The organism is Pseudomonas sp. Z3-8 (genome assembly GCF_051131975.1).
Lineage (GTDB): Bacteria > Pseudomonadota > Gammaproteobacteria > Pseudomonadales > Pseudomonadaceae > Aquipseudomonas.
In genome coordinates this window covers 5526112-5540527 of record NZ_CP071643.1, presented here as the reverse complement: position 1 = coordinate 5540527, position 14416 = coordinate 5526112, and the positions used below count along the sequence as shown (strand labels likewise).

At 62.3% G+C, this 14416-nt stretch carries 13 protein-coding genes; 2 read left to right on the top strand and 11 right to left on the bottom strand.

Translation table 11 applies throughout. From position 1 onward, the window contains the following. Positions 1-95: 95 nt before the first annotated feature. The 6 genes from J3P94_RS25205 to J3P94_RS25180 are packed head-to-tail and all read right to left on the bottom strand — an operon-like array spanning position 96 to position 4323. Positions 96-1778, bottom strand: a complete 1683-nt coding sequence (locus tag J3P94_RS25205; RefSeq protein WP_434570110.1) for an AMP-binding protein — start codon at positions 1776-1778, stop codon at positions 96-98. Next, the gene (locus J3P94_RS25200) at positions 1775-2320 is read right to left on the bottom strand and encodes a hypothetical protein (protein WP_434570108.1); all 546 of its coding nucleotides are present in this window, start codon (positions 2318-2320) and stop codon (positions 1775-1777) included. Before J3P94_RS25200 ends, J3P94_RS25205 begins: the two co-directional genes overlap by 4 nt. Then, the gene (locus J3P94_RS25195; RefSeq protein ID WP_434570106.1) at positions 2317-2571 is read right to left on the bottom strand and encodes an acyl carrier protein; all 255 of its coding nucleotides are present in this window, start codon (positions 2569-2571) and stop codon (positions 2317-2319) included. Before J3P94_RS25195 ends, J3P94_RS25200 begins: the two co-directional genes overlap by 4 nt. A gap of 9 nt (positions 2572-2580) precedes the next feature. Next, entirely contained in the window at positions 2581-2838 is a 258-nt protein-coding gene (locus tag J3P94_RS25190) for a phosphopantetheine-binding protein (protein ID WP_434570104.1), read from the bottom strand. Next, the gene (locus J3P94_RS25185) at positions 2819-3628 is read right to left on the bottom strand and encodes a lysophospholipid acyltransferase family protein (protein ID WP_434570102.1); all 810 of its coding nucleotides are present in this window, start codon (positions 3626-3628) and stop codon (positions 2819-2821) included. The genes J3P94_RS25190 and J3P94_RS25185 overlap by 20 nt, the downstream gene beginning before the upstream one ends. Further along, complete coding sequence (locus J3P94_RS25180; RefSeq protein WP_434570100.1) at positions 3604-4323, bottom strand: beta-ketoacyl synthase chain length factor; 720 nt, start codon at positions 4321-4323, stop codon at positions 3604-3606. The genes J3P94_RS25185 and J3P94_RS25180 overlap by 25 nt, the downstream gene beginning before the upstream one ends. 358 nt (positions 4324-4681) lie before the next feature. Here J3P94_RS25180 and J3P94_RS25175 point away from each other — a divergent pair, with 358 nt between their 5' ends. After that, on the top strand, positions 4682-5452 hold the full coding sequence (locus J3P94_RS25175) for a ParA family protein (protein WP_434570098.1): 771 nt from the start codon (positions 4682-4684) through the stop codon (positions 5450-5452). Positions 5453-5577: 125 nt separating this feature from the next. Here the strand turns inward: J3P94_RS25175 and trxC are convergent, their stop codons facing one another. Together trxC and ycaC are read right to left on the bottom strand one after the other, a co-directional pair. Further along, a complete protein-coding gene (trxC, locus tag J3P94_RS25170) occupies positions 5578-6000 on the bottom strand; it encodes a thioredoxin TrxC (RefSeq protein ID WP_434570096.1) in 423 nt (140 codons plus the stop codon). 164 nt (positions 6001-6164) lie between these two features. Continuing rightward, positions 6165-6791: an isochorismate family cysteine hydrolase YcaC gene (gene ycaC, locus J3P94_RS25165; RefSeq protein ID WP_018603387.1), complete on the bottom strand. Its 627-nt coding sequence runs from the start codon at positions 6789-6791 to the stop codon at positions 6165-6167. A gap of 285 nt (positions 6792-7076) precedes the next feature. Between ycaC and J3P94_RS25160 the strand changes: the two genes are divergently transcribed. Beyond that, positions 7077-7346: a hypothetical protein gene (locus tag J3P94_RS25160; protein ID WP_434570094.1), complete on the top strand. Its 270-nt coding sequence runs from the start codon at positions 7077-7079 to the stop codon at positions 7344-7346. 295 nt (positions 7347-7641) lie between these two features. On the opposite strand, the gene selO is transcribed toward J3P94_RS25160, so the two are convergent. Genes selO through J3P94_RS25145 form a run of 3 tightly spaced genes read right to left on the bottom strand, consistent with a single transcriptional unit; the run spans position 7642 to position 14282 of the window. Continuing rightward, entirely contained in the window at positions 7642-9105 is a 1464-nt protein-coding gene (gene selO, locus J3P94_RS25155; protein WP_434570092.1) for a protein adenylyltransferase SelO, read from the bottom strand. Positions 9106-9142: 37 nt separating this feature from the next. Beyond that, positions 9143-12505: a mechanosensitive channel MscK gene (gene mscK, locus J3P94_RS25150; RefSeq protein WP_434570090.1), complete on the bottom strand. Its 3363-nt coding sequence runs from the start codon at positions 12503-12505 to the stop codon at positions 9143-9145. 34 nt (positions 12506-12539) lie between these two features. Continuing rightward, complete coding sequence (locus J3P94_RS25145; RefSeq protein ID WP_434570088.1) at positions 12540-14282, bottom strand: potassium/proton antiporter; 1743 nt, start codon at positions 14280-14282, stop codon at positions 12540-12542. Positions 14283-14416: the final 134 nt, after the last annotated feature.

The following is a 14416-nucleotide window of genomic DNA, read 5'->3' as shown; positions in this document are numbered from 1 at the left end:
TCCCGCTGGGCTGCGAAGCAGCCCCTGATTTTTCAAGAGCGAGCGCTTCGCACTCGAGCGGGAGCAAGCTCCCTCGCCACAGGACAGCGGTGCGGTTAGTCATCGGCCACCCCCAGAACAATCCGCCCACTGGAGCACGCCGCGGTGTCATTGCGATAGGTGAAATACAACTTGCCGCGCTCGCGATCGAAGCGCAGGTGTAGCTGGATTTCATCGCCGGGGCGCACCAGTTGCTGGAATTTCAGCACTTCCATGCCGACGAACCGTGGCGGCAACTCCATCAGTTGGCGGCCCAGGTTCAAGGCCCAGTCCACCTGCACCACGCCGGGCAGGACCGGCGCGGTGGGGAAGTGACCGCTGAAGTACGCCAAGTCTGGCGGCACGGCCAGACGCAGGTTCCATTCGCCGTCGGTCTCGCCTTGGTCGAGCACTTCAGGCGCCTTCGGACGTGGCGCCATCAACAAAGTTTCGACCTCGGCCTGGGCCAGTTTGCCCTGGGCGTTGAATGGCAGTTGCCGCAGCCAGCGCCAGCGTCGTGGCAGGGCCAGGGTTTCGCAATGTCCGCTCAGGTGCTGTCGCAGGGCCTCGGTCATGGCTCGTCGGCCCAGGTTGCGCAAGGCATGCAGGCCGGTTTCGCTGAGCACCAGCAGTGCGCCGAGAGAAGCACGATTTTCCTGGACCACCCCCAGCCGCGCTTCGCTGACCCAGTCGTGGGCCGTCAGCGCCTGCTCCAGCATCGGCAACGAGATACGTTTTTCTTCAAGCTTGACGATGTGATCCAGGCGGCCGAGCAATTCGAAGCGCCCGTCCTCAGTGATACGCGCCGCGTCGGCGGTGTGCTCGACATGGCCGCTTGGGAGATAAGGAGAAGCAATCAGCAGGGCGCCGTCACTGTCCTGGCCCAGTTCGACGCCGGCAAAGGGTTGCCAGAGGTCGCCGCCCTGACGCCAGGCGATACCGCCGGTTTCCGAACTGCCGAACACTTCCGTTGGCCATTGTCCCAGGCGTTGCCGAAGGCTGCGGGCTGCTTCGGCCGGCAGTGCGCCGCCGGAGGAGAACACCCGGCGCACGCTGCTCAAGGCCGGCCAATCGAGATTGTCGCCCATGCGCTTGAGCAGCGCCGGGCTGGCGACCCAGGCAAATGCCGGATGCTCGCGACTGGCGCGCTGAAGGTCTTCCGGGAAAGCCAACTGCCGGCGCACAGAGGTGCGTCCGGCGCATAACGGCCACAGCACCCGGAACAGCAGACCGTAGATATGCTGGGTGGCGACGCTGCCGATCATGCAGGCCTGCGGACCGAGGTCGGCGCCCCACAATTGCTCCAGCGCCTGGACTTCATTGCTCAGCTGGCGCAGGGTTTTCTCGATGCGCTTGGGCTCGCCACTGGAGCCGGAGGTGCACAGGGTCAACCAGCACTGATCGAGGTCCAGTTCGGCAGCCTCCAGCGGCGCCTGGCGGATCTCGTCGAGTCGGGCGTCTACGGGCAGGTCGGTCAGCCACAAGTCGACGTCGGCCGACCAGCGCTGACGGGTTTGCGCTTGCAGGTCGGCGGGTAGCAGCACATGCGCCCCGGCGCGCCAGGCGCCGAGCAGGGCTACCGCGAGGTCGGCGGCATCTTCGAAATGCACGGCCACGCGCCGGATGCCCCGGGCTTGCAGGCCCGCGGCCAGGCACAGCGCGTCGTCGCGCAGTTGCGCGTGATTTATAGCCGGGGCGACTGCAACAACGCGGTCCGGCTGGGCCTTGAGCAGCATCTGCTCAAGTGTTATCCAATTCATGGGCGGCCTCTTACCCGTTGTCGTATGAGCCATTCAATGGCAAACATCAGGCCCATCAGTCCGTAGGAAATCAGGCCGGCGTACAACATCCACCAGCTCAGCGGCGCCCAAAGCGTCAGGACCGCAGCAAGCACACCGTTACACAGGAAAAACACACTCCAGGCCACTGTCACCTGGCGGGTATAGATCACCGCCCTGGCCGGCAATTGCGGTTCCCGCAGGCGGGCCAGGCGTTCAACCATCGGCGGGCCATATTTCAGGCTCAGGGTGAACAGCCCGAGCATGAACGCGCTGATCAGCACCGGATACCAGCGCAGCAGGAGCGGGCTGTCGAACACCGCGAGCAATACACAAAAGGTAATCGCCGAGGCCGCCATCCAGCGATTGCCGGGGTTGCCTTTGCCGAGCAACGCCCGGGCCAGCCACAGGCCACCCAATAACAGCCCGAACTGCCATGGAGCAAAGTGCTCCATGCCGAAATACACCGCGAAGGGGTACAGCAGGCCCGCCAGCAGCAGGCCGAGGCCAATCAGCCGGCTCATGCGGCCGGTTGGACCAGTCGATAGACCGCCTCGACCACGTCGTTGACGGTGCGCACCGACTTGAATTCTTCGGCGGCAATCTTCTTGCCGGTCTGGCGCTTGATGTGGTCGATCAGGTCGACCGCATCGATGCTGTCGATTTCCAGATCCTGGTACAGGTTGGCTTCCAGCGTCACGCGATCGGGCTCCAGCTCGAAGAGCTCGACCAGGGCAGCACGCAGAATGTTGAAAATGTCGTCGCGAGTTTGCATGGTCCGGTCTCAGGGGCGTTTTGCAGTGACGAAGGCCGCAAGGCTTGCCACATTGCTGAAATGGTTACGGGTGTCCTTGGCGTCGGCGTCGATCTTGATGCCGTACTGCTTCTGAATCGCCAGGCCGAGCTCCAGGGCATCCACCGAATCCAGGCCCAGGCCTTCGCCGAACAGGGTCTGGTCGTCGCCGATGTCCTCGACGGCGATGTCTTCCAGGCCAAGGGCGTCGATGATCAGCTGTTTGATGTCACGGTGCAGATCGCTCATCTTCGGCGAGCTCCTTGATGTAATAGTGATGCAGAAAATCGTTGAGCCGGCGCGAAGCCTGCGGCGGGGGGCCAAGCGCGGTGAAGGCTTGTGGGTCTATATCGGCCCCAACGCGAAAACTGAAGTGCACGCGCCGCTGGGGGATGCGATACCAGGGTTCGGCCTTGGTCAGGGTGGTGGGGCTGACCTTGATCGTCACGGGTGTGAGGATCTTCGCGCCCCGCAGGGCGATGGCCGCGGCCCCGCGATGAAAGGCCGGGGCCTGGCCTGGCTGGGTGCGCGTACCTTCGGGAAAGACGATCAGGCACTGGCCGTCTTGCAGCGCGTCACTGGCAGCATCGAGCATGTCCATGCTGCCATCGTTGCTGATGTATTGAGTGGAGCGCAGCGGGCCACGGGTGAAGGGGTTGGTCCAGAGACTCTGCTTGACCACGCAGTTGGCGTCGCGCACCAGCCCGATCAGGAACACCACGTCGATCAGCGAGGGGTGGTTGGCGATGATCATCTGCCCGGGCCGGCCGAGTTTCTCCGCGCCGTCGATTCGATAGGTGAGCACGCCGGTACGGGCCATGAACCGGATGAAGAACCAGAACAGACGTCCAACCGTGCGGCGTGCCCGTTGCCGATGGGCCGTGGGATCGCCGGGTAACGCACTGAGCAACGGGAACACCACCAATCGCAGGCACAGCCCGCCCAGCCCGAAGAGGGCGAAGCTTGCAGCGGTCGCGAGCAGGCGCCAATAGTAGGCGTCGCGATGTTTACCGGTCACCGGTTGCGTTGCCAGGTCCATAGACGATTCTTCCAGGCATGTTGGCAGGTGGTGTCGTTTTCCAGCAGCTTACGCAGCAGATCCAGGGCATGGGGCCAGTCGCTGCCGGGCATGGGTGCCGGCGGGCTGGATAATTCAAGTTGCCAGTCGTCGCCCGAAGTCAGCAGGAGCCCCAGTGCGTAGGGAAACGGCACGTCGTTGACCCACGGCGCGTACACCTGCGGTGGTTGCTCTTCAGTGATCACCAGCAGTACCGCCGGCGCACCCTCGTTCAGCAGTGCGGCGGCCTCCAGCATGCCGTGCTCCAGGCCGTCGCCGGTAGCGGCGAGGGCGGTCATCTCGCTGGTTTCGCCGCGCATGATCGACCACAGGCCGATGACGGCGTTATGCACCGACAGGCTGAACTGTGTCGGTGATAAAGGCTGATCGGCTGCCAGGTCTTTGAGAATCTCAAAAGTGCGCGGGGTTTCGCCGTGACGGGAAATAAAGACCAACGGCAGGTCCGGTCGACCTTCGGCCAGTGGCCAGGCGACGCTGAACGCCATGCGCGCCAGGCGGCTGAGTCGGCGGCGCTGCATGGCAGGCAGGAAAGACACGTCAGGGGCCGCATCGCTGATGGGCGGCACAGCCGGTTGTCGGCTCCATGCCTGCCAATCGTCCACGCTTTCGAGCCCAGGGGCCCATGCGCGCCATTGGGCGATGTTGAAATTGATCACAGACTCATCCCACCCCTGCGGGCTTTTTCTTGTCACGGTTCAGTGGCTTGACCCGCGTCCAACCCTGCATGGCCTTGCGACCCAAGTGGCGCGCATTATCCCGGTGCGGTTGGCTTGTAGCAAATGCTGGTTACATTTTGTCCAGGGAAATCCGTCGGCTGGTCAGGCCCGATTCGGGCATGGCCATTATTGCGGTTGTGTCGAGGCTGTCTGTCGGACGCTTCTGTCACTTGGTCGGGGTATTGACGCTCGGTTGTCCGAAAAAGCCACCGACACTGTAATCCGTCCATGACCGAGGTAGCGAAGCGGCGCCTTGGCCAACTACACTCGGGAATCTTTGATACACGGAGGTTTTGTCATGCGGCGTGTGGTGTTCAATCAGAAAGGTGGCGTGGGCAAGTCCAGCATCGCCTGCAATCTGGCGGCGGTCAGCGCCAGTGAGGGTTATCGCACGCTGCTGGTGGACCTGGATGCCCAGGCCAACTCCACTCAATACCTGACTGGCCTGACGGGCGAGGACATTCCCATGGGAATCGCCGACTTCTTCAAGCAGACCCTGTCGTCGGGGCCCTTCTCGAAGAAGAGCAAGGTCGATATCTACGAGACGCCGTTTGACAACCTGCATGTCATCACTGCCACGGCGGAATTGACGGATCTGCAGCCCAAGCTTGAGGCGAAACACAAGATCAACAAGCTGCGCAAGCTGCTCGAAGAGCTCGACGAGGACTACGACCGGATCTACCTGGATACTCCGCCAGCCCTCAATTTCTATGCGGTTTCCGCGCTGATCGCGGCGGATCGGGTACTGATCCCTTTCGATTGCGACAGCTTCTCCCGCCAGGCGCTGTATGGCCTGATGGCGGAAATCGAAGAGCTGAAGGACGACCATAACGAAGGCCTGGAAGTCGAAGGCATCGTCGTCAACCAGTTCCAGGCCCGCGCCAGCCTGCCGCAGCAGATCCTTGACGAATTGATAGCCGAAGGCCTGCCGGTGTTACCGGTGTACCTGAGCAGTTCGGTGCGCATGCGTGAGTCGCACCAGGCGAGCCTGCCGCTGATCCACCTGGACCCGCGGCATAAGCTGACCCAGCAGTTTGTGGAATTGCATAATCTGCTGGAAAACGCCTGATTTACAGGCATAAACCAAATCCACCTGTGGGAGCGAGCCTGCTCGCGATAGCATTCTGGCAGGCGATGAAGTAACAACTGTCACACCGCCATCGCGAGCAAGCTCGCTCCCACATGGGGTTTGAATCAAATACCCTGGCCGCGCAACCAACTCATCAGCTGTGGCAAAGGAAACGCCCCGCTCTGCCTGGCAACCTCCCGGCCATCCTTGAACAGAATCAGGCTGGGAATCGAGCGAATCCCCAGCTGGGCCGACAGTTGTTGATTGGCCTCGCTGTCGAGCTTGGCCAGTCGGCATTTACCCGCCAACTGCGCGGCGGCCTGTTCGAACACCGGCGCAAAGGACTTGCACGGACCACACCAGTGCGCCCAGACATCCACCAATAACGGCAGGTCGCCCTTGATCTGGCTGGCGTAGTCGCCTTGCTTGAGTTCGAACGGTTTGCTCAATAACACCTGGGCCTTGCAACGTCCGCACTTGGGCTGGTCGCCCAGGCGTTCGGCGGGGATGCGATTGAGGCCGTTGCAATGAGGGCAGGGGATCAGCATCGGGTCGGTCTCCTGAAAATTGTTGGCACAACACTATACGCAAATCACAAAAAAACCTGTGGGAGCGAGCCTGCTCGCGAAGGCGGAGGATCAGTCAAGAATAATCGACTGTCGGACCGCTTTCGCGAGCAGGCTCGCTCCCACAGGGTATATCGGTGTGGCCGTTACTTCGCGTTGGTCAGCGTGTTGTAGCTGGTCATGAGGTTGCGATAGTCCGGGATGTGGTTGGAGAACAGGGTCGCCAGACCTTCCACATCGTTGCGCCAGTCGCGGTGCAGTTCGCAGGCCAGGCCGAACCACGTCATCAATTGCGCGCCCGAGGAGGACATGCGGTCCCACGCCGATTGGCGGGTCAGTTCATTGAACGTACCGGACGCATCGGTCACTACGAACACCTCGAAACCTTCGGCCAGGGCCGACAGGGCCGGGAAGGCTACGCAGACTTCAGTCACGACACCGGCGATGATCAATTGCTTCTTGCCGGTGGCCTTGATCGCCTTGACGAAATCTTCGTTGTCCCAGGCGTTGATCTGGCCAGGACGAGCAATGTAAGGCGCGTCCGGGAACAGCGTCTTGAGTTCTGGCATCAGCGGGCCGTTGGGGCCGGTTTCGAAGCTGGTGGTGAGGATGGTCGGCAGTTGGAAGTACTTGGCCAGGTCAGCCAGGGCCAGCACGTTGTTCTTGAAACGGTCCGGGTCGATGTCGCGCACCAGCGACAGCAGGCCAGCCTGGTGGTCCACCAGCAGAACGGCGGCGTTATCTTTGTCGAGACGGTTGTAGGAAGTAGTCATGGCGTAGTCCTCTAAGTTTTGGTGGCCGAACGTTTCGGCGTGAGTAAGGGTTTCTAGATGTCGGTAAATCGGTGATCCATCTGGCCGAAGCGCCGGCTTCAATCCGTGTTGCGTTTCGATGGGTAAAGATTAAAACCGACACCTTTGTCGCGCCAGACTGCAAAAATCAGCCTTAGCGTTCTATTTGAGGAACGATGCGCTGCGCCATTCATCAGATGAGCCGCACCCTGAGCCCGCCAGACCCTCAAAACACCACAACGTAATTTTTGCGAACCCGGAGGTCCCATGAGCAATCCTCAAGACCCAACCCTTCCCCAGACGCTGGACAACCCCAACGACGACGGCTTCGTGCTTGGCACCGCCGGCCGCGACGAAGACCCGAACGCCGCCACGGCCTATGCGACCGATGACCGCCATGATCGCGATGAGCTGACCCCGGAAGACGCCCGCGGCATGCCGGGGTATCCCGACGAAAAAAAACCGGCGGAACCGGCGGCGGAAGAAGCGGAATCGGGAATCGAGACGCCTGAGCAGGGGAACGATAAGGCGGGGTGAGCGGGTAGTCTGGAGGTCGGCGGTTGATTGAAGATCGCCATCGCGAGCAGGCTCGCTCCCACAGGAGTTTGGTGTTGTGGTCTATATCGCGATCACATCGCTCCCAATGTGGGAGCGAGCCAGCTCGCGAACTCTCTCTCCCGGACAATCTGAACCCGTGGCGAGGGAGCTTGCTCCCGCTCGGCGGCGTAGCCGTCGTTGTTTACCTGGACGACTGCGTCGGTCTTTCAGGACTGCTTCGCAGCCCAGCGGGAGCAAGCTCCCTCGCCACGGGGGCCATGTGTCTGGCAGGTCGTTACGACGAGCAGCTGATCTCCAGGTGCTTGCCCCATTCCGGCGGCCTTTCGGCGTAGCTGTCCATGCCCGGTTGTTCCTCGAACGGACGGGACAGTACGCCGTGGAGGCGGCGGACTTCTTCGTAGTCGCCTGATTCGGCGGCGTCGATGGCTTTCTGCGCCAGGTAGTTGCGTAATACATACAACGGATTGACCGCGTGCATGCGGGCTCTGCGCTGGGCTTGATCGACAACGCCCTCGCGATTGACCCGAGCGAGGTAAAGCTCGCCCCAGGCATCGAAACCCTTGAGATCGACAAAGTCATCGCGCAAGCGGGCGACGGCCTGTTCGGGCGCCTGTTCGCCCAGGCGACGGAAAAACAGGCTGTAGTCGACGCCGCTGTTCTGCATCAGTTGCAGCAGGCGCTCCACCAGTTTCTGGTCATCGTCCTCGGCGCGGGTCAGGCCGAGGCGGCGGCGCATCAGGTCCAGGTAGTGGGCCTGGTACAGCGGCAGATACAGACCCAGGGTCTCGCGCAGGGCGTCGACGCTGATGAAGGGGGTCAGGGCCTGGGCCAGGGCGCTGAGGTTCCACTGGCCGATGGGCACCTGGTTGCTGAATGAATAGCGGCCCTGGTCGTCGGAGTGGTTGCAGATGAAGTTGGCGTCGAAGTCATCGAGGAAGGCGAAAGGGCCGAAGTCGAAGGTGATACCCAATATCGACATGTTGTCGGTATTCATTACCCCGTGACAGAAGCCGTAGGCCTGCCATTTGGCAATCAACTCGGCGTTGCGTTCGACAATCTCCCGATACATCGCCAGGTACGGTTCCGGCTGCTCCCGGCATTCAGGGAAATGCAGGTTCAGCACGTGCTCGGCCAGGGCCGCGTGCAACTCCGGTTTCTTGGTGTAGTAGAAGTATTCGAAATGTCCGAAGCGCACATGGCTCGGCGCCAGGCGCAGCACCATGGCGGCGCGCTCCTGCTTTTCGCGCCATACCGGGGTGTCGGAGCCGATCACACACAGCGCGCGCGTGGTCGGGATGCCTAACGCATGCAAGGCTTCGGAGGCGAGGAATTCGCGGATCGAGGAGCGCAGTACCGCCCGGCCATCGCCCATCCGCGAAAACGGCGTCTGGCCGGCGCCCTTGAGGTGCAGGTCCCAATGCTCGCCGGCCTCGTTGTACACCTCGCCCAGCAGCAGCCCGCGGCCGTCACCCAATTGCGGATTGTAGTGGCCGAACTGATGCCCGGAATACACCATGGCCCGAGGCTCGGTTTCGGCCCAGAGTTTGTGGCCGCCGAAAATTTCGGCAAACAGTGGCGTCTGTGCTTCGGCCGGATCCAGGTCAAGCAGCGCCATCGCGGCCGGGCTGGCAACCACCAGGCGCGGATTGTCGATGGGCTCCGGCAGCACGTGGGCCGAGAAACCGTCGCCCAGGCGGGCGAAGCGGTTATCCAAAGTCAGCGTTTCCAGTGTTTTCATGGCCATCTCCGACGGGGCGCCCGCAGGCATCCCGCGATCAGTCGAGTGTCTGTTGCGGTGGCTCCGGAACGGGCTTGATGCTGGCTACGGTCGAGGGCACAGGCCCGAGGGTCTTGTGGTCGGGCTCGGCGGGCACCAGTTTGTATTCCTGGCCTTGCAGGTTCTTCAGATAGATCTCCATCTGACGGAACGAGATGTTGATATGTTCCTTCTTGAATTCCCGGTTGATGAACCGGTTGATCTCGTCCAGCACCGGGTTGCGGTCGCCGAGGTCGCGCACGTGCATGCGTAACTCGTGGTCCAGGGTGCTCTCACCGAAGTTCAGGAAGTACACGATCGGCTCCGGCTCCTTCAACACACGCGGGTTGTCGCGGGCAGCCTTGAGCAGCAGTTCGCGAACCCGATCCAGGTCCGAGCCGTAGTCCACGCCGAGTTTCAGGGTTACCCGGGTCACGGTGTCGGTCAGCGACCAGTTGATCAATTGTCCGGTGATGAAGGTCTTGTTCGGGACGATGATGTCCTTGCGATCGAAGTCGGTGATGGTGGTCGCGCGAATGCGGATCTTGCTGACCGTGCCCGACAGGTTGCCGATGGTGATGGTGTCGCCGATCCGTACCGGGCGCTCGAACAGGATCATGATGCCGGAGATGAAGTTGGCGAAAATCTCCTGCATGCCGAAGCCCAGGCCCACCGACAGCGCGGCCACCAGCCATTGCAGCTTGTCCCAGCTCACGCCCAGTGTGGACAACGTCGTGACAAAGCCGACGCCGGCGATGACATAGGACAGCAACGTGGTGGTGGCGTAGGCGCTGCCCTGGGCCAGGTTCAGCTTCGACAGCACGAACACTTCCAGCAGGCCAGGCAGGTTGCGGGCCAGGGCGAAGGTGATACCGATGATGATCAGCGCGCCAAGCATGTCGCCGATGCTGATGGGCACCATGCTCATGTTCACGCCGGTGCCGCTGGTGTATTCGTATAGGGTGATGTTGTCCAGGTAGGAGAACACGCTGATCAGGTCTGACCAGACCCAGTACAGCGCGGCCATGAAACCGCCCAGCAGGGCCAGGCGGATCAGGCGCAGGGACTGTTCGTTGACCTTCTCGATGTCCAGGGTCGGCTCCTCGACCACCGTTTCACCGTCGCCGACCTCCTTGGCCGCCTGACGCTTGGCCAGGGCGCGCTGGTAGGCCAGTCGCCGGGCCGCGACCGACAGGCCGCGCACGAATGTGGCTTCGATTACCAGCCAGAACATCAGCAGGTACAGGGTATTGATCAAGCGATCGCTGAGTTTCAACGCGGTGTAGTAGTAGCCGAAGCAGACAGCGACGAACAATGCGATCGGCAGCGCGGTGAACAGCACGCCGACGGCCTTGCGAAACAGCGAGGCGTTGGTGTGCGTCGGGCTGCTGAGCAGCAGTCGGCTGAGCAGCCAGGCCATCGAGGCGTAGCAGGTCAACACCACCGGCATGCCGAGTACGTCGTCGGCCAGGGCCGACGGCTGCAACTCCGCCACGGCAACCACCGCCACCAGGGCCAGCACCACCAGGCCAAGTCGACGGATCCAGGCCTGGAGGAATTCCACCTGGGGTTTTTCCCAGCGGAAATGCAGCTCGGCGACGCCTCCGGGAGAGAGAATTCGATAGGCGGTATAGAACACCAGCCAGGCTTGGCCGATCTGCAGTAGCGCGGCGCCGAGGTTAGTGTTCTGGCCGCGGGCGTCGATCTGCAAGGCATAGCCGCACAGCGCGAGTGCCAGGGCCACCGGCATCGCCAGCAGAATGTTGATCAGGATCGCCTGGGGGGTGTGCCACTGGCTGTCGCGCTTGAAGTGGCCGACATCCTGGTGAACCTTGTTCAAGCGCGCATAAAGATTCTTGCGTCGCCACAGCAGCGCACCGATCAGCAGGGCCAGGGGCAGGAACAGCAGCGGCCGCTGGGTCAGGCCGTCAGCCAGCTCACTGAGGCTCGACGCCCAGGGCAGCGAGTCGACCTGCTTCTCCAGGCGGGCCGGCACGCCACGCATCCATTCGAAATCCAGCGGTTTGTTGCTGGGAATCCAGAACATCTGCTCTTCGAGCGTTGCCCGCAGGTTCTGGGCGGTACTGAGCAGTTGCTTCTGGTTGAGCTGCAAGGTGATGGATTCGTTGAGCACCGCGCTCAACTCACGGTTCAGCCGTTCCAACAGGTCGACCCGAGTCAGCGCCAGCTCCAGCAGCGTCTTGCGCAGTTGCGGCGTGACTTGCTCCGACGGCTGGGACGCCAGCAGGCTGTCGACATAGGCGCCGGGATTGTTCAACAGCTCGCGTTGCTGGCTGACCTCGAACTGGTACAGGCGGATGTCGGCGATCTGGTCGGCGAGGTTCTGGTCCAGTTTCAGGTGTGGCAGGGTCTGGCGCTGCTTGTAGAGAATCTTGGAGAGCAGCAGGCTGCCCTTGAGCACGCTGATCTGCTCATCCAGGGCGGCGTCGGTCTGGGTGACGCTATCGAGCAACTGCTTGGTTTGCAGGTTCTGCTGGGTGACCTCGTTGAGCCGATCGGTGCTTTTGAGCAGGTAATCGGAGAGCTTCAGGTTGGCCGAACTTTCGGTCGCCAGCAGGCTGCTGCCGCCGGCCTTCTGCGCTTCGATGGATTGCTGGGTCACCGTTTCCTGGGACTGGGCCAGGCGCTTCTGGTTGATCAGGTTCTGCAGATCCTGGATCTCTCGCTCCATGCGGTCGATCTTTTCCGACAGCAAATCATGCTGGCTGTTGCCCAGGTCTTGCAGCTGGCTGTTGCCGGCCAGCTCCTGGCGGCGCAATGGAATCAGCGCATTGAGGGCCGCCAGTTCAGCGTTGAGCTGGTCGCGCTGTTCGGCGCTGAGGGCCTTGCCGGCGTCGCGGCCGGCCTTGAGGAGGGTGTTGATCTGCTGGATGCGGGTCTGGCTGGCGGAGATTTCCGCCTGGGCGCGCTCGGGGCGGGTCTGGGCGGTGATCACCAGGCTGTTGGCGTCGGCCAGGGCCTTTTGCAGGTCGCTCTGCTGGGTGGAGCGCTCCGTCAGCATCTGTTCGAGCTGAGGGATGGGCAGGTTAGCGTAGCGCTGCGCCACCGGCACCACATTGGTGCCCTTGAGCCGCGCCAGCTCGCGCTGGTTCTCGATGTTCTGCTTGGGGGCGTTGGCCAGTTGCTGCTTGAGGGCTTGCAGCTTCTGTTCGTAGTCGGCCTTGTTGCTGAGCTGGGTCAGGGTGTTCTGCAACACGGCCTGCAAGGCTTTCTGGTCGGCCTCCGGCAGTTTGCGGTCGGCGATCTTGTCCAGGCTGGCCTGGACCGAGGCGCTGGTAGGCGGTTCGGCGGCGTGCACCGTGCAGATGGAAAGACTCAGGCCGAGCAGGGCAATGGCGAAAAAGGAGCGCAGGGTAGGCATAAAGACCGGTCAAGCAAGTGAGAGTGGGAGCAGTTTAGAGGAACAAGCCGGGGCCCGGGCGACTTCCTTCGGGGAATCTGACGCCCACTTTGCCGATCTTGTTCCCGTCCATGGCCGCGACCGTCCATAGGGTACTGTTCCACTCCACCTGGTCGCCGACCACCGGAGCCCCCCCGACTTTCTGGGCAATGAAGCGGCCCAGGGACATGTCCGGATCGATGCCGTCGAGCTGCAGCCCGTACAGCGCCGCGACCGCGGCCAGCTGGGCGTCTCCTTCGAGTACGAAGTCGCCGAAAAAGCGCAGATCGAGGCCCCGTTGCGGCGCTTGGCTGAACAGTTTTCCCAGGGCTGGCAGGTCGTGTTCATGGCCGATTACACACAGCAGATCACCGACTTCCAGGACCGTACTACCCGACGGATGGAGTAGTTGCTGGCCACGAAACAAGGCCGCAATACGGGTTCCGTCAGGCATTTTCAGATCCCGAAGCGGCGAGCCGATGCACCACTTTTCCGCACCGAGGCGATAGATGAACAGCTCCCACTCGCTGGTGACGTGAACCTCCAGCGCTGCCCGGGAAATCGGCAGAGGTTCTGGCGGGACGGTCACGTGCAGAAGCTTGGCGACCCACGGCAGGCTTGTGCCTTGCACCAGCAGCGACACCAGCACGATAAAGAATGCCAGGTTGAAATAGAGCTGTGCGTGAGGCAAACCGGCCATCAGCGGGAACACCGCGAGGATGATCGGTACCGCGCCACGCAGGCCGACCCAGGAGATGAACACCTTCTCGCGACCGTGGAAAGCCTTGAACGGCAGCAGGCCGACCATCACCGACAGCGGGCGCGCGAAGAGGATCATCCACAGGGCCAGGCCCAGGGCGGGAAGGGCGATCGGCAGCAGGTCATGGGGCGTGACCAGCAGGCCCAACACCAGGAACATGCCGATCTGCGCCAGCCAGGCCATGCCATCGAGCATATGCAGGATGCCGTGGCGACTGCGTATCGGGCGGTTGCCGATTACCAGGCCACACAGGTACACGGCCAGGAAGCCGCTGCCGTGCAGGGCGTTGGTCAGGGCAAACACGGCCAGGCCGCCGCTGATCACCAGGATCGGGTAGAGGCCGTTGGCGAGGTTGATGCGGTTGACCAGTTGCAGCATCAGCCAGCCGCCACCCAGGCCGATCACGGCGCCGATACCGAACTCGCGCATCAGATGGCCCAACAGGCTCCACTGCAGGCCAGTTTCGCCGCTGGCGAGCATGCCGATCAGGGTAACGGTAAGAAACACCGCCATCGGGTCGTTGCTGCCGGACTCGATTTCCAGAGTGGCGCTGACCCGTTCGTTGAGGCCTTTGCCGCCCAACAGCGAAAACACCGCCGCAGCGTCGGTGGAGCCGACGATCGCACCGATCAGCAGGCCCTGGATCAGGTTCAGGTCGAATAGCCACGCCGCCGCCAGGCCGGTCAGCCCGGTGGTGATCAGCACGCCGACGGTGGCCAGCGACAACGCCGGCCACAATGCCACGCGAAAGCTTGAGACTCGCGTGCGCAAGCCGCCGTCGAGCAGGATGACCGCCAACGCGAGGTTGCCGACCAGGTAGGCCGTGGCGTAGTTGTCAAACAGAATACCGGCACCGTCCACGCCGGCGACCATGCCCACGGCGAGGATGATCACCAGGATCGGGATGCCCAGGCGCGACGAAAGAGAACTGACCAGAATGCTCGCACTCACCAGCAACGCGCCGATCAAGAACAGGCTGTTGATGGTCGTCGCAGTCAAAGGCAGTACTCCGGAATCTTGAGGGGGCAGGCGCAAACTGACCATGCAGTCTGCGTGCCAGCGATTCTAACCTGTTGAAATGTGATGCTGTCAAAAAAGGTTGGGATCGGCGTATGTGCACCGGATCCAGAGAG

Coding starts and splice junctions, on each gene's coding strand:
- J3P94_RS25185 (WP_434570102.1), bottom strand. CDS start 3,628: ATGGACCTGGCAACGCAACCGGTGACCGGTAAACATCGCGACGCCTAC.
- ycaC (WP_018603387.1), bottom strand. CDS start 6,791: ATGACTACTTCCTACAACCGTCTCGACAAAGATAACGCCGCCGTTCTG.
- J3P94_RS25160 (WP_434570094.1), top strand. CDS start 7,077: ATGAGCAATCCTCAAGACCCAACCCTTCCCCAGACGCTGGACAACCCC.
- J3P94_RS25190 (WP_434570104.1), bottom strand. CDS start 2,838: ATGAGCGATCTGCACCGTGACATCAAACAGCTGATCATCGACGCCCTT.
- trxC (WP_434570096.1), bottom strand. CDS start 6,000: ATGCTGATCCCCTGCCCTCATTGCAACGGCCTCAATCGCATCCCCGCC.
- J3P94_RS25200 (WP_434570108.1), bottom strand. CDS start 2,320: ATGAGCCGGCTGATTGGCCTCGGCCTGCTGCTGGCGGGCCTGCTGTAC.
- J3P94_RS25195 (WP_434570106.1), bottom strand. CDS start 2,571: ATGCAAACTCGCGACGACATTTTCAACATTCTGCGTGCTGCCCTGGTC.
- J3P94_RS25175 (WP_434570098.1), top strand. CDS start 4,682: ATGCGGCGTGTGGTGTTCAATCAGAAAGGTGGCGTGGGCAAGTCCAGC.
- J3P94_RS25205 (WP_434570110.1), bottom strand. CDS start 1,778: ATGAATTGGATAACACTTGAGCAGATGCTGCTCAAGGCCCAGCCGGAC.
- mscK (WP_434570090.1), bottom strand. CDS start 12,505: ATGCCTACCCTGCGCTCCTTTTTCGCCATTGCCCTGCTCGGCCTGAGT.
- selO (WP_434570092.1), bottom strand. CDS start 9,105: ATGAAAACACTGGAAACGCTGACTTTGGATAACCGCTTCGCCCGCCTG.